Annotated in this window: 18 protein-coding genes, 1 tRNA gene and 1 pseudogene; 11 read left to right on the top strand and 9 right to left on the bottom strand. The window is 73.1% G+C overall.

Annotation, left to right across the window (positions count from 1 at the left end):
• Nucleotides 1–7: 7 nt before the first annotated feature.
• The 10 genes from LQK89_RS11090 to LQK89_RS11045 all read left to right on the top strand — a co-directional run bounded on the left by LQK89_RS11090 (nucleotide 8) and on the right by LQK89_RS11045 (nucleotide 11,359).
• Nucleotides 8–313, top strand: a complete 306-nt coding sequence (locus tag LQK89_RS11090) for a hypothetical protein (protein WP_144804296.1) — start codon at nucleotides 8–10, stop codon at nucleotides 311–313.
• On the top strand, nucleotides 310–3,573 hold the full coding sequence (gene topA / locus LQK89_RS11085; protein WP_231049131.1) for a type I DNA topoisomerase: 3,264 nt from the start codon (nucleotides 310–312) through the stop codon (nucleotides 3,571–3,573). The genes LQK89_RS11090 and topA overlap by 4 nt, the downstream gene beginning before the upstream one ends.
• Nucleotides 3,570–4,244: a dTMP kinase gene (gene tmk, locus LQK89_RS11080; protein ID WP_231049130.1), complete on the top strand. Its 675-nt coding sequence runs from the start codon at nucleotides 3,570–3,572 to the stop codon at nucleotides 4,242–4,244. Before topA ends, tmk begins: the two co-directional genes overlap by 4 nt.
• A 25-nt stretch (nucleotides 4,245–4,269) precedes the next feature.
• Entirely contained in the window at nucleotides 4,270–5,412 is a 1,143-nt protein-coding gene (locus LQK89_RS11075) for a DNA polymerase III subunit delta' (RefSeq protein WP_175325890.1), read from the top strand.
• Nucleotides 5,413–5,555: 143 nt separating this feature from the next.
• On the top strand, nucleotides 5,556–6,197 hold the full coding sequence (locus tag LQK89_RS11070; RefSeq protein WP_058742714.1) for a TetR family transcriptional regulator: 642 nt from the start codon (nucleotides 5,556–5,558) through the stop codon (nucleotides 6,195–6,197).
• A gap of 44 nt (nucleotides 6,198–6,241) precedes the next feature.
• A tRNA-Thr gene (locus LQK89_RS11065) sits at nucleotides 6,242–6,317 on the top strand.
• Nucleotides 6,318–6,530: 213 nt separating this feature from the next.
• A complete protein-coding gene (locus LQK89_RS11060) occupies nucleotides 6,531–7,601 on the top strand; it encodes a Gfo/Idh/MocA family protein (protein WP_231049129.1) in 1,071 nt (356 codons plus the stop codon).
• An 11-nt stretch (nucleotides 7,602–7,612) separates the two neighbouring features.
• A complete protein-coding gene (dacB, locus tag LQK89_RS11055) occupies nucleotides 7,613–9,100 on the top strand; it encodes a D-alanyl-D-alanine carboxypeptidase/D-alanyl-D-alanine endopeptidase (protein ID WP_231049128.1) in 1,488 nt (495 codons plus the stop codon).
• A gap of 100 nt (nucleotides 9,101–9,200) precedes the next feature.
• Complete coding sequence (locus tag LQK89_RS11050) at nucleotides 9,201–9,821, top strand: isochorismatase family protein (protein WP_231049127.1); 621 nt, start codon at nucleotides 9,201–9,203, stop codon at nucleotides 9,819–9,821.
• A gap of 68 nt (nucleotides 9,822–9,889) precedes the next feature.
• The gene (locus tag LQK89_RS11045) at nucleotides 9,890–11,359 is read left to right on the top strand and encodes an NAD-dependent succinate-semialdehyde dehydrogenase (RefSeq protein WP_231050788.1); all 1,470 of its coding nucleotides are present in this window, start codon (nucleotides 9,890–9,892) and stop codon (nucleotides 11,357–11,359) included.
• Between the two features lie 4 nt (nucleotides 11,360–11,363).
• On the opposite strand, the gene LQK89_RS11040 is transcribed toward LQK89_RS11045, so the two are convergent.
• From LQK89_RS11040 to LQK89_RS11010, 7 genes and pseudogenes are all read right to left on the bottom strand, one after another.
• Entirely contained in the window at nucleotides 11,364–13,208 is a 1,845-nt protein-coding gene (locus tag LQK89_RS11040; RefSeq protein ID WP_058742712.1) for an ABC transporter ATP-binding protein, read from the bottom strand.
• A gap of 143 nt (nucleotides 13,209–13,351) precedes the next feature.
• The gene (locus LQK89_RS11035) at nucleotides 13,352–14,749 is read right to left on the bottom strand and encodes an MFS transporter (RefSeq protein WP_175325885.1); all 1,398 of its coding nucleotides are present in this window, start codon (nucleotides 14,747–14,749) and stop codon (nucleotides 13,352–13,354) included.
• Nucleotides 14,750–15,001: 252 nt separating this feature from the next.
• Nucleotides 15,002–15,625 (bottom strand): annotated as a pseudogene (ribA, locus tag LQK89_RS11030) (GTP cyclohydrolase II); the annotation flags it as partial.
• 29 nt (nucleotides 15,626–15,654) lie between these two features.
• A complete protein-coding gene (gene ribD, locus LQK89_RS11025; RefSeq protein WP_141863351.1) occupies nucleotides 15,655–16,722 on the bottom strand; it encodes a bifunctional diaminohydroxyphosphoribosylaminopyrimidine deaminase/5-amino-6-(5-phosphoribosylamino)uracil reductase RibD in 1,068 nt (355 codons plus the stop codon).
• A 100-nt stretch (nucleotides 16,723–16,822) separates the two neighbouring features.
• Nucleotides 16,823–17,404: a GNAT family N-acetyltransferase gene (locus LQK89_RS11020; protein WP_231049126.1), complete on the bottom strand. Its 582-nt coding sequence runs from the start codon at nucleotides 17,402–17,404 to the stop codon at nucleotides 16,823–16,825.
• Between the two features lie 2 nt (nucleotides 17,405–17,406).
• Nucleotides 17,407–18,417, bottom strand: a complete 1,011-nt coding sequence (gene trpS / locus LQK89_RS11015; RefSeq protein ID WP_058742715.1) for a tryptophan--tRNA ligase — start codon at nucleotides 18,415–18,417, stop codon at nucleotides 17,407–17,409.
• Nucleotides 18,418–18,452: 35 nt separating this feature from the next.
• A complete protein-coding gene (locus tag LQK89_RS11010; protein WP_231049125.1) occupies nucleotides 18,453–19,295 on the bottom strand; it encodes an exodeoxyribonuclease III in 843 nt (280 codons plus the stop codon).
• 81 nt (nucleotides 19,296–19,376) lie between these two features.
• On the opposite strand from LQK89_RS11010, the gene LQK89_RS11005 reads away from it, so the two are divergent.
• A complete protein-coding gene (locus LQK89_RS11005) occupies nucleotides 19,377–20,474 on the top strand; it encodes a tetratricopeptide repeat protein (RefSeq protein ID WP_231049124.1) in 1,098 nt (365 codons plus the stop codon).
• A gap of 179 nt (nucleotides 20,475–20,653) precedes the next feature.
• Here LQK89_RS11005 and LQK89_RS11000 read toward each other — a convergent pair whose 3' ends face one another.
• Both LQK89_RS11000 and LQK89_RS10995 read right to left on the bottom strand, forming a co-directional pair.
• On the bottom strand, nucleotides 20,654–20,926 hold the full coding sequence (locus tag LQK89_RS11000; protein ID WP_058742743.1) for an HPr family phosphocarrier protein: 273 nt from the start codon (nucleotides 20,924–20,926) through the stop codon (nucleotides 20,654–20,656).
• 75 nt (nucleotides 20,927–21,001) lie between these two features.
• Nucleotides 21,002–21,772 (bottom strand): DeoR/GlpR family DNA-binding transcription regulator, encoded by a 771-nt coding sequence (locus LQK89_RS10995; RefSeq protein ID WP_231049123.1) that lies wholly within the window; start codon nucleotides 21,770–21,772, stop codon nucleotides 21,002–21,004.
• Nucleotides 21,773–21,814: the final 42 nt, after the last annotated feature.

Below are 21,814 nucleotides of genomic sequence, written 5' to 3'. Positions count from 1 at the left end.
CGGGAGCGTGACCGTGGAGTTCGCCGTGGCGCTGCCCGCCGTGGTCCTAGTGCTCGTGACGCTGGTGGCCGGGGTCGTCCTGGTCGACCGCGTCGGGAGCATGCAGGCCGCGGCGGGCGCCGCCGCACGGGCGCTCGGGCGGGGTGACCAGGCCGCGGCTGACCGGCTGGTGCGCGAGGGGGCGCCGGGCACGGTCGCGACCGTCCGGCACGCCGACGGCACGGTGTGCGTCGACCTGGCGGGGCGGACGGGCGGCCCGCTGTCCGCCGTCCCGCTGACCGCGACGGGGTGCGCGGCGGAGGCTGGTCGGTGAGCGGGCGCCGGGGGAGTCCGGTGCTCGGGTCGGACCGCGGTTCGGCGACGATCGTGCTGGTCGGGGTCGTCGCCCTCGTCCTGCTCGTCGGCTCGGTGGCGCTCGGCGCCGCGCGCGACCGGGTCCTGTCGACCCGTGCGGCGGCCACGGCGGACTCGGCGGCGATCGCCGCTGCCGGGGCCGCCGTCGGGCTCGTGGCCGGTGCGCCGTGCGCCGCTGCCGGTCGGGTCGCCAACGCGAACGACGCGCGGCTCACCGACTGTCGGACGGCGGGCTCCGTCGCCCGGGTCGGCGTCACGGTCGGTTCCGGAGCGTTCGCCGTGGGCGCGCTCGCGGTGGCCGGTCCGCCCACCGGGTCGTGCCGACAGTGTGTGTATGGTGTGCACGTCGGCCCCCGGTCACCGTCGTCCCGGTCGTCCATGGTCCCTGTGCGGGACGGAGCCGGCGTGCACCATCGATCAAGGAGTCACGTGCCAGGCACGAAGAAGCTCGTGATCGTCGAGAGCCCCGCGAAGGCGAAGACGATCGCGCAATACCTCGGTGACGGATACGAAGTCCAGGCGTCAGTCGGACACATCCGCGACCTCGTCGAGCCCAAGAACCTGCCGGCCGAGCTGAAGAAGGGGTCGCTCGGCAAGTTCTCCGTCGACGTCGACAACGGCTTCGAGCCCTACTACGTGGTCTCCGACGCGAAGAAGAAGACGGTGACCGAGCTCAAGCGGGCGCTCAAGGACGCCGACGAGCTCTACCTCGCAACTGATGAAGACCGCGAGGGCGAGGCCATCGCGTGGCACCTCCTGCAGGTGCTCAAGCCCAAGGTGCCCGTGAAGCGCATGGTGTTCCACGAGATCACGAAGGAGGCCATCCAGCGCGCGCAGGAGGCCACCCGCGAACTCGACACCGCGCTCGTCGACGCCCAGGAGACCCGTCGCATCCTCGACCGGCTCTACGGGTACGAGGTCTCGCCGGTGCTCTGGCGCAAGGTCGGCCCCGGGCTGTCCGCCGGGCGCGTGCAGTCCGCCGCCACCCGTCTCGTCGTGGACCGGGAGCGCGAGCGCCTGGCGTTCGTCTCGGCGAACTACTGGGACCTGACGGCGCGCTTCGAGAAGGTCGGCGACACCGCCTTCACCGCCCGGCTCGCTCGTCTCCAGGGCACCCGCGTGGCCTCGGGTCGCGACTTCGACGACCGCGGTGCGCTCAAGGGCGAGGCCGTCCGGCTGGACGAGGCGTCCGCCGCTGCCCTGACCCGCGTGCTCGAGCAGGCCGGCGACGCCGTCGTCCGCAGCGTCGACTCGAAGCCGTACACGCGCCGTCCGGCCGCGCCGTTCACCACCTCGACGCTCCAGCAGGAGGCCGCGCGGAAGCTCCGTTTCTCGGCACGGCAGACGATGAGCGTCGCGCAGGGGCTGTACGAGAACGGCCACATCACCTACATGCGAACGGACTCGTCGTCCCTGTCGCAGCAGGCGATCACCGCCGCCCGGAAGCAGGCGTCGTCGCTGTACGGTCCGGAGACCGTCCCCGACAAGCCGCGCAGCTACGCCGGCAAGAGCAAGAACGCGCAGGAGGCGCACGAGGCCATCCGGCCCGCGGGCGACACCTTCAAGACCCCGTCCGAGATGGAGGGGGTGCTGCGCGGCAACGACTGGAAGCTCTACGACCTCATCTGGAAGCGCACGGTCGCGTCGCAGATGGCGGACGCCAAGGGCTCGACCGCGTCGGTCGTCCTCGGGATCACGTCGACCGAGCCCGTCACGGGCCTGGCGTCGACGGCGAACGGCACGGACGCGGAGTTCACCGCGTCCGGCACCGTGATCACCTTCCGCGGCTTCCTCAACGCGTACGAGGAAGGTCGCGACGAGGAGCGCCACAGCGGTGCCGACGGCGCGGACGCGAAGCTCCCGCAGATGGCCGAGGGGGACCACCTCGGCGTCAGCGAGGTCGACGCCAAGGGGCACGACACCTCGGCCCCGCCGCGGTACACCGAGGCGAGCCTGGTGAAGACGCTCGAGGAGCTCGGCATCGGCCGACCCTCGACGTACGCCGCGATCATCTCGACGATCATGGACCGCGGCTACGTGACCCAGCGCGGCAGCGCACTCGTGCCGAACTGGATCGCGTTCAGCGTGGTCCGGCTGCTCGAGGACCACTTCGCCGACCTGGTGCAGTACGACTTCACCGCCGGGATGGAAGAGGACCTCGACCGCATCGCCAGCGGCGACGAGGACCGGGTCGACTGGCTCAAGGAGTTCTACTTCGGCGGCGGCGACCAGCGCGGTCTGCGCACGGTCATCGACAACCTCGGCGAGATCGACGCGCGGGACATCAACTCGGTCGAGCTCGCGCCGGGGCTCACGCTCCGCATCGGTCGGTACGGCCCCTACATCGAGGTGCCGGGCGAGGACCCCGAGAAGCCCCGACGCGTGAACGTCCCCGAGGACCTGGCGCCGGACGAGCTCACCGCCGAGAAGGCACAGGAGCTCGTCGACGCCCCGGTCGTCGGCGACCGCGTCGTGGGCATCAACCCGGAGTCCGGGAAGGAGGTCCTGGCGAAGGACGGTCGGTTCGGCCCGTACGTCACCGAGCGGAGCCCCGAGCCCGAGCCCACCGTGGACCCCGCGACCGGCGAGGTGACGGAGCCCGCCCCGGCCGAGGCCGCAGCAGCGACGACGACCGCAGCGGCGACGACCGCGACGAAGGCGCCGGCGAAGAAGACCGCGAAGAAGGCCGCCGCGCCGAAGGAGCGCACCGCGTCGCTCTTCAAGTCGATGGACCCGCAGACCGTCGACCTGGAGACCGCGCTGAAGCTCCTCGACCTGCCCCGTGTCGTCGGGAAGGACCCGGAGTCCGGCGAGGACATCACGGCGCAGAACGGCCGCTACGGTCCGTACATCAAGAAGGGCACGGACACCCGGACCCTGCCGAGCGAGGACGCGATCTTCGAGGTCGACCTGCCCGGCGCGCTCGAGCTGTTCGCCCAGCCGAAGTACGGCGGCCGTCGGACCGCGAGCGCCGCGCTCAAGGAGTTCGAGGCGGACCCGGTGTCCGGCAAGCCGATCAAGGTGAAGGACGGCCGCTTCGGTCCGTACGTCACCGACGGGGAGACGAACGCCACGATCCCGCGCGGTGAGGACGTCGAGTCCGTCGACCACGCCCGTGCCGTGCAGCTCCTGGCGGACAAGCGTGCCAAGGGTCCGGTCAAGAAGAAGGCCCCGGCGCGGAAGGCCGCTCCGAAGAAGGCCGCCCCGAAGAAGCAGTGACCGACGGGACAGCGCCGCGCACAGCGGCGGACGGATCGCCGGCGCACGGGTGGTTCATCACGCTCGAGGGCGGGGACGGTGTCGGCAAGACGACACAGGCCGCCCTGCTGACGGCGTGGCTCGAGGCGCGCGGCCGCACGGTCGTCCGGACCCGTGAGCCCGGGGGCACCGACCTCGGGCAGCGGATCCGCGAGATCGTCCTGCACGAACGCGGCCACGTCGCCCCGCGCGCCGAGGCCCTGTTGTACGCGGCCGACCGGGCGCACCACGTCGAGACCGTGGTGCGGCCCGCCGTCGCGCGCGGTGACGTCGTGCTGCAGGACCGCTACATCGACTCGTCGGTGGCGTACCAGGGCGTCGCGCGCGGCCTCGGCGTGGACCACATCCGGTCGGTGTCCGACTGGGCCGCCGACGGGCTCGTCCCGGACCTGACCGTCCTGCTCGACCTCGACGTCACGGTCGGCCGTGCGCGGGTGGCAGCGGCCCGGGGCGACACGTTCGACCGGCTCGAGTCCGAGGCCGAGGCGTTCCACGAGTCGGTCCGGCAGGCGTTCCTCGCCATGGCGACGGCCGAGCCGGACCGGTTCCTGGTCGTCGACGCCGCCGAGGACCCCGACGCCGTGCAGCAGCGCATCCGTGCGGCCGTCGCTGCCCTGGTGCCCGCGGCGTGACGGTGGCTGCTGACAGGATGACCTCGTGAGCGTGTGGGACGGCCTGACGGGTCAGGACGAGGCGGTGGCTGCGCTGCGGTCCGCTGCCGAGGGGCCGGAGGGCACCGGTGGCATGACGCACTCGTGGCTCATCACCGGCCCGCCCGGGTCCGGTCGGTCGAACGTCGCCGCGGCCTTCGCCGCCGCACTGGTCGGTGCCGGCTCCGACGACGACCACGCGCTCCGGCAGATCGCCGCGCGCACCCACCCGGACGTGTCCGTGCTGACCACCCAGCGGGTGATCATCACGATCGACGAGATCCGGCAGCTCGTGACGTCGTCGTACTACTCGCCGTCGGTGGGCCGGTACCGCGTCGTCATCATCGAGGACGCCGACCGCATGACCGAGCGGACCTCGAACCTGCTGCTCAAGGCGCTCGAGGAGCCCCCGGAGCGGACGGTGTGGATCCTCTGCGCCCCGAGCGAGGCCGACCTGCTGCCGACCATCCGGTCGCGCGTCCGGTCGGTGCGCCTCCGGGTGCCCGACGTCGCCTCGGTCGCCGAGCTCATCGTCGCGCGCACCGGCGTCGACCGTGCCCTCGCGACGGATGCCGCGCGCCAGGCGCAGAGCCACATCGGGATGGCCCAGCGGCTCGCCACGAGCGAGGACGCCCGGAACCGCCGGCGGCGGACCCTGACCACCGTGCTCGGTGTGCGCTCCGTGGGCGACGCCGTCATGGCGGCGGCGGACCTGCTCGCGGTCGCGGACGAGGACGCGAAGGCGATCACCCAGCAGCGCGACGCCGAGGAACGGGACGCCGCCCTGCGGTCCCTCGGCATCGAGCCCGGCGGGACGGTCCCGCCCGCGCTCCGCTCGCAGCTGCGTGCCCTCGAGGAGGACCAGAAGCGCCGGGCGACGCGGAGCCTGCGGGACGGTCTCGACCGCATCCTGGTCGACGTCTCCTCGCTGTACCGCGACCTGCTCCTGCTCGGGCTCGGTGCTCCGGCGGAACCGGTGAACGAGACGATGCGGGACGAACTCGACCGAGCCCTCGGAGCGGTGCCACCCGCCGCCGCGCTCGAGGTCCTCGACGCGATCGCCCTCGCTCGGCAGCGGATCGCCGCCAACGTCGCCGCGCTCCTGGCGCTCGAAGCCCTCCTGGTCACGATCGCCCGCGCGACCCGCTGACCAGCATCGCCCGCACGGCGGACCCCGCAACGATCGCCCGCGCGACCCGCTGACCGCCGCCGCCCGCACGGCGGACCCGCCCCGATCCTCCCGTCCGTCCCCGCCCCCACCTGCGCGACCGGCGCCCGTGAGAAGATCACCGCATGCCCGACGCCGCTCCCGGCCTGCGCGAGCGCAAGCGCCGCGCCACCCGCTTCGCCATCCAGCAGGCCGCCCTCCGGATCGCGATCGAGTCCGGCCTCGCCGCCGTGACGGTCGACGAGGTCTCGCGGCGCGCCGACGTGTCGCCGCGCACGTTCTTCAACTACTTCCCGAGCAAGGAACAGGCGCTCCTCGGCGACGACCCGACGCTGCCGGACGACGACGCCCTGGCGACGTTCCGCGCCGGCGGGCCGAGCGGGGACCTGCTCGGCGACCTGGGGACCCTGCTGGTGCACGCGACCGAGGAGCTCATCGAGGAGCGCGGCCTGCTCGAGGAGCGGCAGCAGGTGCTGCGCGCCGCGCCCGAACTGTTCAGTCGGCGGATGGCGTCGATGAAGGAGTTCCAGGCGCAGATCGAGGACGCCGTCGCCGCCCGACTCCGGACGACGGACCCCGCGTTGGCGGACGCCGCGGACCCGGATGCGCTGCGGCGCCGGGCGAGACTGGCCTCGATCGTGGCGCTCGCGGCCCTGCGGCACGCCTGGTGGGAGTGGTCGGACAGCGCGACCGAGACGCACCTGGTGGACGAGCTGGAGCGGTCCTTCGCCGAGCTCGGGGCGCTCGTTTCGCGTTCACTCGTCTGAACCTGTATAGTCCTTACCCGTGCCACTCCGGCAACGGAGTGTCCGCCGCCTTAGCTCAGTCGGCAGAGCGATTCACTCGTAATGAATAGGTCGTCGGTTCGATTCCGACAGGCGGCTCCACCGAGAACCCCCGTCCTCCAGCAGGAGGCGGGGGTTCTCGCCGTTCCGGGCCGCAACGCCGGGCACGCCCGGGACCCGCCCGCCGGACGCGCCGGCCACACGCGGGCGCGTCCGCCGGACGCGCCGAGCCCGTGCGCGACACGACCCGTCCGCCGGACGCACCCACCCCGTCACACGACCGGCCGTCCCGGCGCCGACTGGTAGACAGGTCGCATGACGGTTCGCTGGGGAGTCATCGGCACGGGCGGCATCGCCCACTCGTTCGTGCGGGACTGCACCGCCGCCGGGGTCGCGTTCGTCGCGGTCGGCAGCCGCACGCCGGAGCGCGCCGAGGCGTTCGCCGCCGAGCACGGCATCCCGCGGGCGTACGGCTCGTACGAGGACCTCGTCGCCGCGGACGACGTCGACGCGGTGTACGTCGCGACCCCGCACTCCCGGCACGCCGAGGACGCCCTCCTCGCCGTCGCCGCCGGCAAGCACGTCCTCGTCGAGAAAGCCTTCACGATCACCGCCGACGAGGCCCGCCGTGTCGTCGACGCCGCCCGCCGCGCCGACGTCGCCGTGATGGAGGCGATGTGGACGCGCTTCCTGCCGCAGTCCGCGATGCTCCGCCAGGTCATCGCCGAGGGGCGCATCGGTCGCCCCCGAGTGGTCGAGGCCACGCACCACCAGGCACTGCCGTCCGACCCGACGCACCGTCTCAACGACCCCGCGCTCGGCGGGGGCGCGATCCTGGACCTCGGCGTCTACCCGATCTCGTTCGCGGTCGACGTGCTCGGCGTCCCGACGGCGGTCACCGCGGCGGGCACGCTGAGCGACCAGGGCGTCGACACGCAGATGGGCGTCGTGCTCACGCACGAGGGCGGCGCGCAGTCGATGCTCCACTTCGGCCTGGACCTGCGGAGCCCGAACACCGCGTCGATCATCGGCGAGGACGGCCGCATCGACCTCGACGCGACCTGGTACACCCCGACGACCTGGCGGATCCGGGACCGGGACGGCGTCGTGGTGGAGGAGTTCGACGGGCGCGAGGAACTCGCCGGCTACGGGCACGAGGCCCGCGCCTTCGAGGCGATGGTCACCTCCGGCATGCACGAGGGCGGTCCGATGGACCCCGAGGAGAGCGTCGCGATCATGGCCGTGATGGACGAGGCCCGTCGCCAGGTCGGCGTCCGCTACGCGGCCGACGGCGACGGCGACACCGCTGCTCCCTCGGGTGCGCCGGCCGACGGTGCACGGTCCGTTCCGGGATCCGGCCTGGAGGCTCCTCCCGCAGTTCCGTAGGATCGGTCGGGATGTTCGACCAGCAGCCCTCGTCGCAGTCCGTCGCCGACCGCCTCCGTCACGCGGTCGCCGCCGTCCGCGGGTCCGTCACCCGCCGGCCGGTGCCGTGGATCGCGGGCGCCCTGGCCGGCGTCCTCGTGCTCGGGTCCGGGGGAGCCGTCGCGATCGCCGCTGCGACCGCACCGACCACGCGGTCGACGAGCGCCGCCGCGGCGCCGTCGGCGACGACGTCCCGGACGCCGAGCCCGACCCCCACCCCGACGCCCACGCCGGCCGGCCGCTCGGTGCCGCAGGACGTCGCCGGCCCGTCCGCCCTGCGGACGTGCACGATCGACGCCGCGGCCTCGGCGCCCGGCCTCGGCGACTTCGAGGGGTACGTGATGAACGCGGCGACCGGCGAGGTCCTGTTCTCCCGCAAGGGCGACCAGGCCGCGCAGACCGGCAGCGTGATGAAGACCCTCACGACGGCGACGGCCCTCGCGGTCCTCGGCGGCGACCACCGGATCCCGACGACGGTGACGAAGGAGTCGGACGGCACGATCGCGATCGTCGGTCACGGCGACCCGACGCTCTCGGTCGGCGGCGGCACGGTCTACCCCGGGGCGCCGACCCTGGCGCAGCTCGCCCAGCAGGTGAAGGCATCGCTCGGTGACGCCCCCGTCACGACGATCGTCACCGACGACACCTACTGGAACGACGCCGACGCGTGGGATCCCACGTGGCCGGTGAGCGAGCGGACGATCGGGTACCAGCCCGAGGTCACGGCGCTCATGGTGGACGGCGACCGGGCGAACCCGGCGGCCGCGACCTCGCCGCGCTCCACCGACCCGGTCGGCCGCGCGGGTGCGGCGTTCCGGACGTCGCTGGCGAACGCGGGCGTGGTCGGCGCGGGGAACGCGCAGATCGTCAAGCGGGCCACGACGAGCACGGACACGATCGCGACGGTCTCCTCGCAGCCGGTCTCGACGCTGATCGGGCAGATGATCCCGAACTCGGACAACACCCTGGCCGAGATGCTCGCGCGGATCTCGTCGAAGGAGTCCGGCGCCGACGGCTCCGCGGCCTCGCTCACCGGGGTCTACCAGAAGGCACTGTCGTCGTACGGGGTCGACCCGGCGGGCATCGTGATCAAGGACGGCTCGGGGGAGAGCGCGTCGAACGCGGTGTCGCCCGACTTCGTCGCCCACCTCATGGTCCAGGTCGCGGCCGGCGCGAAGGGCCTCGGGACCCTCGCGGAGTCGCTGCCGGTCGCCGGGCAGTCGGGGACGCTCGCGAGCCGGTTCACCGGGGCGAACGCCGTGGCGCGCGGCAAGGTGCACGCGAAGACCGGGTGGATCGACAGCGCGAACACCCTCGGCGGCTACATCGACGCGGCGGACGGCACCCGGTTGACGTTCGCGTTCTACGCGATCGGCTCGTCGCGGGCGGCGGCGCTCCCCGCGCTCGACGCCGTGACCGCGGCCACCTACTCGTGCGGTGGGCAGCTCACCGGGTCCTGATCCCGCGACGGACGCCGCCCTGTTCGCGCTCCGCTGAGTCCTGCGCGCGTCGCCCTCGCGGCCGACCGGGCTCGGAGGCGCCGGGTGCAGGATGGACGGCATGGCCAGGGCACTGCTCGTCGTCGACGTCCAGAACGACTTCACGGAGGGCGGTGCGCTCGGCGTCGCCGGCGGGGCCGCCCTCGCGGAGCGCATCACGGCGTTCCTCGGTCGGCACGCCGACGAGTACGACCTGATCGTCGGGTCCCGCGACTGGCACCACGGCGACGACGACAACGGCGGCCACTTCGCCGGCGCGGCGGGCCCGGACTTCGTCGACACCTGGCCCGTGCACTGCGTCGGCGGGACCGCGGGCGCCGAGTACCACCCGGCCCTCGACACCTCGGTCGTGGACGTCCACGTGTTCAAGGGGCAGGGCCGTCCCGACTACTCGGCGTTCCAGGCCGTGACCGAGGACGGCACCGCCCTGCCGGACCTGCTGGCGGAGCGCCGCGTGACCACGGTCGACATCGTCGGCATCGCGACGGACCACTGCGTCCGGGCCTCGGCGCTCGACGGCCGCGAAGCCGGCCTGGACGTCGCCGTGTACGAGGACCTGGTGGCGGGCGTCGACCCGGACCGGAGCGCTGCGGCGCTCGACGACATCCGAGCGGTCGGCGGACACGTCGACCGCAGCGACATGGACGAGGGGCTCGCGAACCCCGGAGGAGCAGTACTGTGACCGACACCACCAGCACCACCGACACCACCAGCGCCGGCACCGAGCACGACGGCGGTCCGACCACGACCGTGGCGGACGAGCACGTCCGCGTGACGGGGGTACCGACGGGCCTGTTCATCGGCGGGCAGTGGCGGGCCGCGAGCGGTGGCGCGACGTTCGCCGTCCGGGACCCCTCGACGGGGGAGGTCCTCGCCGAGGTCGCCGACGCCACACCGGAGGACGGCATGGCCGCCCTCGACGCCGCTGCCGCCGCGCAGGAGTCGTGGGCCGCGACGCCGCCCCGCACGCGGTCGGACATCCTGCGCCGGGCCTTCGACCTGGCGCTCGAGCACGAGGACGACCTCGCCGCGCTCATGACCCTCGAGATGGGCAAGCCCCTCGCCGAGTCGCGGGGCGAGGTGACCTACGGTGCCGAGTTCCTCCGCTGGTTCTCGGAGGAGGCCGTCCGGATCCACGGCGACTACCGCACGAACCCGGAGGGTACCGGCCGCGGGATCGTCCTGCGTCGGCCGGTCGGCCCGGTGTACGCGATCACCCCGTGGAACTTCCCGCTCGCGATGGCGACCCGGAAGATCGGGCCCGCCCTGGCCGCCGGCTGCACCGTGGTGCTCAAGCCCGCCGAGCTCACCCCGCTCACGACGCTGTTCCTCGTCGAGCTGTTCCGCCGTGCGGGGCTCCCGGACGGCGTGCTCAACGTCGTGCCGGCCCTCGACGCGAAGGGCCTGTCCGCGCCGATCCTCGCCGACCGTCGCCTCCGCAAGCTCACCTTCACGGGGTCGACCCCGGTCGGCTCGGCGCTCCTCAAGCAGGCCGCGGACACCGTCCTCAAGACGAGCATGGAGCTCGGCGGCAACGCCCCGCTCCTGGTCTTCGACGACGCCGACCTGGACCAGGCCGTCGAGGCCGCGATGCAGGCGAAGTTCCGGAACGTCGGCGAGGCCTGCACCGCCGCGAACCGCTTCTTCGTGCAGGAGGGCATCGCGGACGCCTTCACCGCGGCGCTCACCGCGAAGGTGGACGCGTTCCGCATCGGCCGCGGGACCGAGGACGGCACGACGATGGGGCCGCTCATCGACGACCGGGCGGTGGACAAGGCCGCGGCCCTGGTCGACGACGCCGTGCAGCGCGGGGCGCGGCTCGTCACCGGCGGGGAGCGGGTCGACCGGCCGGGGACCTTCTACGCGCCCACCGTCCTGGACGACGTGCAGCCGGGGTCCGACATCCTGACGACCGAGATCTTCGGCCCGGTCGTCTCGATCACCCGGTTCGCCACCGAGGAGGAGGGCATCCGGCTCGCGAACGACACCGAGTACGGCCTGGTCGCCTACGCGTTCACCGGTGACTTCCGGCGGGGGCAGCGGCTGGCGGAGCGCCTGGAGACGGGGATGCTCGGGTTGAACACGGGCGTCGTCTCGAACGCCGCGTTCCCGTTCGGCGGGGTGAAGTCCTCCGGACTCGGGCGCGAGGGGTCGCACGAGGGCATCGAGGAGTACCTGGAGTCGGTGTACGTCCTGACGCCGGACCCCTTCGCCGCCTGACGGTTCAGACCAGGAGCTGGTGCTTCGCCAGGTCCCGGTACAGCGGGGTGGACTGCACGAGCTCGGAGTGCGTGCCCGTGCCCACCACCCGGCCGTGCTCGAGCACCACGATGACGTCGGAGTCCACCACGGTCGACAGCCGGTGGGCGATGACGAGCAGGGTGCGGTCCTCGGCCACGGCGTCGATCGCGAGCCGCATCTTCTGCTCGTTCACTCCGTCGAGCGACGAGGTCGACTCGTCGAGCAGCAGGATCGGCGGCGCCGCCAGGAGCGCCCGGGCGATCGCGAGCCGCTGCCGCTCACCGCCGGAGAGCATCACGCCGTCCTCACCGACCTGCGCGTCGAGGCCACGCGGGTCGCGGTGCAGCACGTCGCCGAGGTTCACGGCCTCGAGCACGCGGACGCACTCGGCCTCGGACGCGTCGGGGGATCCGAGCAGCAGGTTCGCCCGGATCGTGCCGGCGAGCACGGGGGCGTCCTGCTCGACGTAGCCGATCTGCGCGCGGAGCTCCGCGCGGTCGAGCCCGCGCACGTCGACGCCGCCGAGCCGGATGACACCGGCGGTCGGGTCGTAGAACCGCTCGATGAGCGCGAGCGTCGTCGACTTGCCGGCGCCCGAGGGCCCGACGAGCGCGACCCGGGCACCGCGCGGCACCCGGAAGGACACGTCGTCCAGCACGACGTCGTCCGCACCAGGAGCGCCATCACCAGCACCAGCACCGCCACCAACGGCACCCGCACCCGCAGCCCCGTCCGCGCCGGACGCATCGGCGCCCCGCGCGTACCGGAACGTGACGTGCTCGAACGCGATCGCGTCGTCCGTCTCCGTCGCGGCGGCCACCCGCACGGCGCCGTCGTCCTGGTCCTCGGTCGGCAGGTGCAGGATCTCCTCGATGCGGCCGAGCGCGCCGAGCGCCTGCGCGACGGCCACCGCCGCGCCCAGGGCCTGCCCGAGCGGCATCACCATCATGAAGAGCAGCAGGATGAACGTGATGAGCGTCGCGATGGTGATCTGCCCGGCGGCGACCTGTGCCCCGCCGACACCGAGGACGGCGATGAACGCGACCTGCATGACGATGCTCGCGACCGGCACGACGAACGCCGACATCTTCGCGATGTCGAGGCCGCGACGGTAGGCCTCGGTCGCGTGGTCGTCGACCTCGCGGACCTCGCGGTCGGTGGCGCCGGCGGCGCGGATGGTCCGCACGGCCCCGATGCCGCGCTCGATCGCGGCCGTGAGGTCGCCGACCTTCTCCTGCGCCCGCTTCGACGCGATGCGGATGCGCCGGCTGAGCCCGCCGACGACGACGATCGCGACGAGGACGATGACGACCGTGATCCCGAGGAGGAGCGGGTCGATCACGGCCATCGCGATGATCGCGCCGATGAACGTGAGCGCGCCGCCGATCGACTCGATGAGCCCCTGCGTGAGCACCGCGCGCAGGAGCGTCGTGTCGCTCCCCACGCGGGAGACGAGGTCACCCGTGCGCCGCGTGTCGAACTCCGAGATCGGCAGGTTGAGGATCCGCGCGATGAGCTTGCGGCGCGTCGAGAGCACCACGCCCTCGCCCGCGCGTTGGAGCAGGAAGTGCTGGACGCCGTTCAGGAGTCCGGACACGAGCACGAGCGCCACGAGCACCCAGACGAGGACCGACAGGGTGTCGCCCTGCTGCACGGCCGTCACGACCTGGTTCACCAGCAGCGGCTGCGCGAGCGATGCGGCGGCTCCGAGGACGCTCAGCACGATGATCACGGCCATCGCGGGCTTGTTCTCGAACAGGTAGGTCAGCAGCCGTCCGAAGCTGGCGCGGGGCCCGTCGGACTTCTTGGCACGTGCGAAGAGACTCATCGTTCCTGGTTCCTGCCGCCCGTGCGGGAGGTGCTGGCGGCCGTCGTCCAGTCTCGCACCGACCGGTGGGTGCGCGCTGCGCGAGGACGGACGGGAGGCACGGTGCCAGCTGGCACCGTGCCTCCAGTCCGATCGGGGTCGCGTCAGCGACGCGTCGTCGTCGCGTCCCCGTCCGCGAGGCCGGCCTGCTTGGTCTCGCGAGCGAGCAGGAGGGCGACGAGCGTCACGACGGCGGCCCCGGTCAGGTACAGCCCGACGAAGAAGATGTTCCCGTCCGGCTGCCACAGCTTCAGCGCGATCGTCGGCGCGAGCGAGGCCCCGATGATCGACGCGATGTTGTACGCCAGCGCGGAGCCCGTGTACCGGACGTTCGTCGGGAAGAGCTCCGGCAGGAGCGCCCCCATCGGCCCGAACGTCAGGCCCATGAGCGACAGCCCGACGATCAGGAACGTCACGACGGTGATCGGCCCGGTGGCGGCGGCGAACCAGAGCTGGAACGTCAGGCCGAACAGGGCGATGCCGAGCGTGGTCGGGATCAGGGTGCGGCGGCGACCGTACTTGTCCGCGAGCCAGCCGGCGATCGGGGTGAAGATGCCGAAGAACACCACGCCGATCATGAGCAGGGTGAGGAACTCCCCACGGCTGTAGCCGAGCCCGAGCTTCTGCAGCGGTGCCGGCTCGGACGGGTTCGTGCCGTAGTTCAGCGTGAACGTCGTCATGAAGTAGAAGAGGACGTACGTGGCGACCATGCCGAACGTGCCGACGACGACGGCCTTCCACGACGTGCGGAACACCCGGCCGAGCGGGAGCTTCGCGACCGAGCCGCTCTCCTGGACACCGCGGAACACGGTCGACTCGACCAGCTTGAAGCGGACGTAGAGACCCACCATGACGAGCACCGCGGACAGCAGGAACGGGATGCGCCAGCCCCACGCCTGGAAGTCGGCGTTCGGGGTGCCGTCGGCGGCGGCGGGCATGGCGGCGTTGATCGCGATGAACAGGCCGTTCGCGAGCAGGAAGCCGATCGGGGCGCCGAGCTGCGGCATCGAGCCGAAGACACCACGCTTGCCCTTCGGGGCGTTCTCGGTCGCGAGCAGGGCCGCGCCGGACCACTCGCCGCCGAGGCCGACGCCCTGGGCGAAGCGCAGGACGGCGAGGAGCACCGGCGCCCAGATGCCGACGCTCGCGAAGGTCGGCAGGCAGCCGATCAGGAACGTCGCGGCGCCCATCACGAGCAGGGACGCGACGAGCGTCGCCTTGCGGCCGATGCGGTCACCGAAGTGGCCGAACAGGATCGACCCGACGGGCCGGGCGAAGAAGGCGAGGGCGAACGTGACGAACGACGACAGCTGCGAGGCCGTCGGGTCCTCGTTCGGGAAGAAGAGCGTCGGGAAGACCAGGACGGCGGCGGTCGCGTAGACGTAGAAGTCGTAGAACTCGATCGACGTGCCGACGAGGCTCGCGATGACGACGCGGGAGCGCGGGTTCTCGGCGGCCGGGGCCGGTGTGGTCGTGGACGTGGGTGCCGGTGCGGCGGACATGGTGCGGGGGACTCCGAGGGGAGCGCTCGGACGAGCGCGGCGGTGTTCCGAAGCTGCGGACACCGGCTGGTCCGCGCGGGGTGGCGCGGGCGTTGCCGGGTGCGTTCGGTTGTTGGGACCGCTCGTGACGGAGCACCCAGCGTACGACAGATGTCGCCCAGCTGCGAATCCACCGAGGATCGGCTGGCGCGGCGCTGGGGGTCGCCCGCGCCGCGCATCGCCGCGCGGTCGTCCGCGCAGCCCTGCTCGTGGTCAGCTCGCGGCGCCGGCCTGCAGGTGCGCGGGGAGCTGGTGCCCCATCCGGTCGCGCTTCGTGTCGAGGTACCCGGCGTTCTGCGCGGAGACCCCGACGACGAGCGGGACGAGGGACTCGACGGTGATGCCGTGCTCCTCGAGCTGTCGGCGCTTCTCCGGGTTGTTCGAGAGCAGGCGGACGCTCGTGATCCCGAGGTCGGCGAGGATGCCGGCCGCGCCGCCGTACTCCCGCGAGTCGGCGGGGAGCCCGAGCGCCAGGTTCGCGTCGAGCGTGTCGAGGCCGTCCTCCTGCAGGCGGTAGGCCTTGAGCTTGTTGATGAGGCCGATGCCCCGGCCCTCCTGCCCGCGCAGGTAGACGACCACACCGCCCTCGGCGGCGATCGTGTCCAGCGCGGCGTCGAGCTGCGGTCCGCACTCGCACTTCAGCGAGCCGAACGCCTCGCCGGTCAGGCACTCGGAGTGCACCCGCACGAGCGCACCGGGGCCGGGCAGTGAACCGTCGTCGTCCGTCGCGATGATCGCGACGTGCTCCGCGCCCGTGACGAGGTCGCGGTAGGCGCGCATCTGGAAGGTGCCGTGGGTGGTCGGTACGTTCGTCGCGACCTCGAACTGGACCGGGCTGCCCGGGGTGGGGGAGGTGAGTGCGTCGGTCATGGGGTGCTCCGGTCGTCGTGAGCCCCGTCGTCTCCGCGCTCGTCGACCGCCGTCGTCGGTCCGGTACCGGGCCGGGAACGGTGGGGTCGTGCGCGGACCAGCAGGTCGGGGCCGAGGCTGGTGGTCGATGTTACGTCCAACTGGTGACGCTCGCCGATGCTTCCCACCCCGACGTCGCCGAGGGCGGTCCGGGGACCTCCGAGCAGCACCGGGGCGAGGTAGACGAGCACCTCGTCGACGAGACCCGCGGCGATCAGCGCGGACGCGATCGTCGGACCCCCCTCGACGAAGACGGAGTGGACACCGTGGTCGCGCAGGCTGCGCAGGGCGGTGTCGAGGTCGTGCCCGGGGAGGGTCACGAGGCCGCGGGGGTGCCGACGGACGGCGGCGTCCTCGGGCACGGGGCGGTCGCCCAGGACGACCGGGAGCGGCTGGTCGGCGAGGAGCTCGCCGCCGTCGCCGCGGGCGGTCAGGCTCGGGTCGTCGGCGAGCACGGTGCCCGTGCCGACGAGGATGGCGTCGTGCGCGGCCCGCTGCTCGTGCACGTGCTGGCGGGCGGCCGCGCCGGTGATCCACTTGCTCGTGCCGTCGGCAGCCGCGGCACGACCGTCCAGGCTCGACGCCCACTTCACGGTGACCCACGGCCGCCCGGCGCGGACCGACAGCAGCCAGCGCTCGAGGAACGCCTCGGCCTCGTCCGCGAGGACGCCGGAGACCACCTCGACCCCGGCGGCGCGCAGGCGGTCGGCGCCCCCGCGCGCCTGGACGCCCGGGTCGTCGACGGCGTAGACGACCCGTGCGACGCCGGCCTCGATGAGCGCGACGGCGCAGGGCCCGGTGCGTCCGGTGTGGTTGCACGGCTCGAGGGTGACGACGGCCGTGGCGCCGCGGAGCTGCTCCGGCGACAGCTTGGCCATCGCGTCGACCTCGGCGTGCGGGGTCCCCGCGCCCTTGTGCCAGCCCTCGGCGAGGACGTCACCGGCGGGGGAGAGCACCACGGCGCCGACGCGGGCGTGGTCGCCGACGACGGGTCCGCGGGCCGCGAGGTCGAGCGCTCGCTGCATCGCACGGACCTCGGCCGGACGAGCCGGCGGGAGGGGGGACGTGGTCACGCTCCGACACTACCGACGGGAGCGTGGTGACGCGTCACCGACTTGTCCCCTGTCAGCGAACGACGCCGCCGTCACGGAAGGACGCGTCCGGCCAGGGGAGCGCCGACGCCGGGACGCCGTCCGCGCGACGGAGCCCGGTCCAGGCCGTCGTCGGCGCACCGTCCCGTGCGGGGATGCGGGCCGGACCGGTGCCGGTGAACGAGAACCCGGCCGAGCGGGCGACGGACGCCGACGCGGTGTTGCCCTCGTAGCACTCCCAGTACACGTCCGCGGCGCCCTGGGAGAACGCCCACCGGACGACCAGGTCGACGGCCTCGTGCATGAGCCCGGCGCCCCGGGCGGACGGCGCCAGCCAGAAGCCGAGGTCACGGTGCTCGGTGCGGAAGGACACGACGCCCTCGAGCCAGGTCGACCCGGTGCGGCGGATCGCCCAGGTGTACTCGCGGTCGGACGCCCACCCGGGGCCGACGAGGGCGTCCAGGAAGGTCCGCGCGTGCTGCTCGGTGTAGGGCGTCGGCACGGTCGTCCACCGCACGACGTCGGGGTCCTGGCACGCCGCGGTGATCGCCGCCGTGTCGGACCGGGTCGGCAGGTCGAGCCGGACCCGGTCCGACGACAGCGTGACGGGCAGCATCGTCAGCCGCGGGTGCGGGGCACGAAGCCGATGCGGTCGTACACCCGGGCGAGCGTCGCCTGCGCGATGGACTCGGCGCGGTCGGCGCCGACCGCGAGCAGGCGGTCGAGCTCGGCGGGGTCGTCGAGCAGCTCGAGCGTGCGCGCCCGCACCGGCTCGAGCTCGGCGACGACGGCGTCGGCCACCGCGCCCTTGAGGTCGCCGTAGCCCTTGCCGACGAACTGCTCCTCGAGCGTCGCGACGGGCGTGCGCGTGAACGCGGACAGGATAGCGAGCAGGTTCGTGACGCCGGGCTTCGCCTGCCGGTCCGCCCGGATCTCGCGCTCGGTGTCGGTGACCGCCGACCGGATCTTCTTCGCGGTGCGCTTCGGGTCGTCGAGCAGGCGGATGAGGCCGTTGTCGGACGCGGCCGACTTGCTCATCTTGCTCGTCGGGTCCTGCAGGTCGTAGATCCGCGCGGTCTCGGTGCCGATCTTGGCCTCCGGCACGACGAACGTGTCCCCGAACCGGGAGTTGAAGCGGTTCGCCAGGTCCCGGGTCAGCTCGACGTGCTGGCGCTGGTCGTCGCCGACCGGGACGACGGCGGTGTCGTAGAGCAGGATGTCCGCGGCCATCAGGATCGGGTAGGTGAACAGGCCGACGGACGCCGCCTCGGCGCCCTGACGTGCCGACTTGTCCTTGAACTGGGTCATCCGGCTGGCCTCGCCGAAGCCGGTGAGGGTGTTGAGGACCCAGGCGAGCTCGGCGTGCGCGGGGACGTGCGACTGCACGAACAGCGTCGACTTCGTCGGGTCGATGCCCGAGGCGATGTACTGCGCCGCGGTCGCCCGGGTGCTCGCGCGGAGCTCGGACGGGTCCTGCGGCGAGGTGATCGCGTGCATGTCGACCACGCAGTAGATCGCGTCGTGGTCGTCCTGCAGGTCGCGCCACTGCATGAGCGCCCCGACGTAGTTGCCGAGGTGGAGGGACCCGGCGGAGGGCTGGATCCCGGAGAAGATGCGCGTCGTGGTCATGGAGGTGTCCTGGTGGTGCGGGGGTGGGAGGAGGATCAGAGCTCGTAGTCGACGACCACGGGGGCGTGGTCGGACCATCGCTGGTCGTACGCCGCGGCGCGGTCCACCGTGTACTGCGCGACCTTCGCCGCGAGTTCGGGGGTCGCCACCTGGTAGTCGATGCGCCAGCCACTGTCGTTGTCGAACGCCTGGCCGCGCCAGGACCACCACGTGTACGGGCCGTCGACGTCGCCGGCCTGCTCGCGACCGACGTCGACCCAGCCGAGCCCCGGTCCGGTCGAGCCGTCCGCGCCCTCCACCTGCTCGCCGTCGGCGCCGAAGAACCGCGAGAAGTAGGCACGCTCGCGCGGGAGGAACCCGGCACGCTTGACGTTGCCCTTCCAGTTCTTGATGTCGCGCTGGTCGTGGCCGACGTTGAGGTCACCGACGACGACCGCGAGCGGGTTGTGCGCGCGGAGCGCCGGGAGCCGCTCGGTCATCGCGTCGAGGAACTTCCACTTCTCGTCCTGCTTCGGGGTGTCGACCTCGCCCGAGTGCACGTACGCCGACACGACCGTGACCGTGGTGTCGCCGACCTCGTAGTCGGCCTCGATCCAGCGGCCGGCCGAGTCGAAGTCGGCGGCGCCGAGCTCGACGCGGTGCAGGTGCGCGCGCTTCCGTGACGCGATGGCGACGCCCGCGCGGCCCTTCGCCGTCGCCGGGTCGTGCACGACGTCCCACTCGTCGCCGAGCAGCCCGGTCAGGTCGTCGGTGGACGCACGGACCTCCTGCAGGGCGAGGACGTCGACGTCGCGGGTGGCGAGCCAGTCGCCCATGCCCTTCCGGAACGCGGCGCGGACGCCGTTCACGTTGACGGATGCGAGGCGCAGGCGTGTCATGCCGACCACCTTATCGGCGCGTCCGGACACCCCTCGTGCGCGGGGTCGACAGCGAGGCTCGGCCCGGCCACGATGAGCGTCGTGACCGGAGCAGTCGACCCACCCGCCGAGCGTCACGAGCACGTCGACCGCGCGCTCGTCGCCGCGGCCGAGCTCCTCCGGTACGGATGGCCGGAGGACGCCGTCGAACCGCTCACGGCGGCCCTCGCCCTGCACGGAGACGACGCCGAGGTCCTGCGCGTCCTCGCCGTCGTCTTCTGGTGGACAGGAGACCTCGACGCAGCCCGGACCGCGGTCCGCCGCGCGGTCGCGACCGATCCCGAGGACGTCGAGGCGTTCCGGCTCGCCGCGCACCTCGCCGAGGCGGCTGGGGACCTGCGCGAGGCTCGCGCTGCCTGGTCGGCCGCCGTGGCGCTCAGTCCGGAGGACGGCGACCTCGCCGCGGCGCAGCTCGTCCTCGACCTCCGGTCCGGTGCCGTCGACGGCGCGACCTACGCGGCGGCGGTCCGGGCGGCGGCGAGGCACCCGCAGCACACCGAGGTCCACCTCGCCCTCGCGTGGCTCGCCGACCGCGAGGGCTACCCGGGCACGGCGGAGCGTGCGCTCGCCGCCGCCGTGGCCGCATCGCCCGCCGACCCCTGGGCGCGCTGGCAGCTCCTCCGCGCCCGGGAGCGACGGGGCGGCACGATCGCGGTGCTCGCGGACGCGGCGGTCGTGCTGGCGGAACACCCGGGGGCGACCGGTCCACTCAGCGCGTTCCGTCGAGCGGCCGTCCGGCTGGCGTCCTTCGGGACGGCCCTGATCGTGGTCGGTCTCGTGCTCGCGGGGACCATCGGGGTGCTCATCGGCGTGACGGTGGGCACGCCCCTCGCCGTGGGCACGTGGTGCGTCGCCGTGCTGGTCGGCATCGTGCTGGCCGAGGTGGCGGTGCTCCGTCGGCTCGGTCGGTCACTCCGGACGGGGTGGTCGCCCTTCGTGCTGCTCGTCCGGCGGCACGTCCGAGGCGTCGTCGTCCTGCCGGTGCTGCAGACGGTCACGATCGTGGCCGCCGGGTTCCTGCTCGTGCTCGCCGGATGTGGCGCGCCGCCCGCGGCGGACGGCTGGACCGCTGCCGTGGGCGGCACCGCCCTGGTCGGCGCCCTCGGCGTCGGCGGATTCCTGGCCAGCTGGTACGCGTAGCCGACGTCGGTCCGCCGACGGGGTGACCGCGACCCCGGGACGGACGGGAGGCCCGTGGCTGCGCAGCCACCCCTCCCTCGCAGGCTCGGTCGGCGCGGCCCGCGTGACGCTGGCGCGTCACCGCTGGGCGGGCCGCGCCCGTCCGTCCGTCGGTCGCGTCGCGACCGCGACCTGCGCGCTCAGGCCGCGTCGTGGTCCGTCTGCAGGAACTCGACCAGGCTGTCGGCGGTCGCCTCGGCGTCGTCGCCGGACACCGTCAGGGTGACCTCGTCGCCGTTCTCGATGCCCAGGCCGAGCAGGGCCAGGATGCTGCCGGCGTTGCCGGACTTGTCGCCCTTGGCGATCGTCACCTGGTGGCCGGACGCAGTGACGGTCTGGACGAACAGCGAGGCGGGGCGGGCGTGCAGGCCGGACGCGCTGGCGACGGTGACGGTGCGGGTGGCTTCGGACATCGATGAACTCCTGTCGACGGGGTGGTGGCGCTCATGGTAGCGAGCGCCGGGTGGGACGGTCCTGGCGGCCGGACGTCAGTCGCGGCCGGGCCAGAAGACCTCGGTGCCGGCCGCCTCGACCTCGCGGACGAGGTCGGCGTTGACGGCGGGATCGGTGATGATCGTGTCGATCGCGGCGAGCGGGGCGACGCGGCCGAACTCCTCGCGTCCGAACTTCGTGTGGTCGGCGAGCAGGATGCTCCGGCGCGCGGACTTGATCATCGCGCTCTTCACGGCGGCCTCGGCCATGTTGTGCGTGGTCAGGCCGCGCTCGGGCGTGATGCCGTTGATGCTGACGAAGGCGACGTCGACGCTCACCATGCCGATGAGCTGGTGCGTCCACGTCCCGACGCCGGCGAGCGAGTCGCTGCGGATGTTGCCGCCGAGCAGGTGCAGGTCGATGCCGGGGCGGTTCGCGACGGCCATCGCGACGGGGAGCGAGTGCGTGACGACGGTCAGCCCGCGGTCGGTCGGGAGCATCTCGGCGAGGCAGATCGTCGAGGTCCCGGCGTCGATCATCACCGAGCCGTTCTCGGGCAGTTCGCCGAGGGCCGCCTCGGCGATGACCATCTTCTCGGCCTGGTTGATGCCGCCGCGGTCACCGACCCCCGGGTGCAGGGTGATCCGCTCGACCGGGATGGCGCCACCGTGCGCACGGCGGACGAGGCCACGCCGCTCGAGGCTCGTGAGGTCGCGCCGGATGGTCTCGGGCGTGACCGCGAGGAGCTCGGCGAGGTCCTTCACGTCGACCCGGCCGTGCGCCCGCGCCTGCTCGACGATGCGCTGGTGGCGCTCTGGTGCGTACATGGACCTCGTCGTCTCGGTCGATCGGCGTGCTCGGAACGGAAC

The sequence above is a fragment of the Curtobacterium sp. C1 genome (assembly GCF_021049325.1).
Taxonomy (GTDB): Bacteria; Actinomycetota; Actinomycetes; order Actinomycetales; family Microbacteriaceae; genus Curtobacterium; species Curtobacterium citreum.
Note: the sequence above shows the minus strand (reverse complement) of the source record. Positions and strands in the feature narration are given on the sequence as shown.

Bases quoted from the DNA above. Each gene is read 5' to 3' on its own strand.
- LQK89_RS11035 (WP_175325885.1), bottom strand. From the start codon at position 14,749: ATGTCCGCCGCACCGGCACCCACGTCCACGACCACACCGGCCCCGGCC.
- LQK89_RS11010 (WP_231049125.1), bottom strand. From the start codon at position 19,295: ATGACACGCCTGCGCCTCGCATCCGTCAACGTGAACGGCGTCCGCGCC.
- LQK89_RS11070 (WP_058742714.1), top strand. From the start codon at position 5,556: ATGCCCGACGCCGCTCCCGGCCTGCGCGAGCGCAAGCGCCGCGCCACC.
- LQK89_RS11060 (WP_231049129.1), top strand. From the start codon at position 6,531: ATGACGGTTCGCTGGGGAGTCATCGGCACGGGCGGCATCGCCCACTCG.
- LQK89_RS11020 (WP_231049126.1), bottom strand. From the start codon at position 17,404: ATGCTGCCCGTCACGCTGTCGTCGGACCGGGTCCGGCTCGACCTGCCG.
- LQK89_RS11000 (WP_058742743.1), bottom strand. From the start codon at position 20,926: ATGTCCGAAGCCACCCGCACCGTCACCGTCGCCAGCGCGTCCGGCCTG.
- trpS (WP_058742715.1), bottom strand. From the start codon at position 18,417: ATGACCACGACGCGCATCTTCTCCGGGATCCAGCCCTCCGCCGGGTCC.
- LQK89_RS11040 (WP_058742712.1), bottom strand. From the start codon at position 13,208: ATGAGTCTCTTCGCACGTGCCAAGAAGTCCGACGGGCCCCGCGCCAGC.
- ribD (WP_141863351.1), bottom strand. From the start codon at position 16,722: ATGCAGCGAGCGCTCGACCTCGCGGCCCGCGGACCCGTCGTCGGCGAC.
- LQK89_RS10995 (WP_231049123.1), bottom strand. From the start codon at position 21,772: ATGTACGCACCAGAGCGCCACCAGCGCATCGTCGAGCAGGCGCGGGCG.
- dacB (WP_231049128.1), top strand. From the start codon at position 7,613: ATGTTCGACCAGCAGCCCTCGTCGCAGTCCGTCGCCGACCGCCTCCGT.
- LQK89_RS11050 (WP_231049127.1), top strand. From the start codon at position 9,201: ATGGCCAGGGCACTGCTCGTCGTCGACGTCCAGAACGACTTCACGGAG.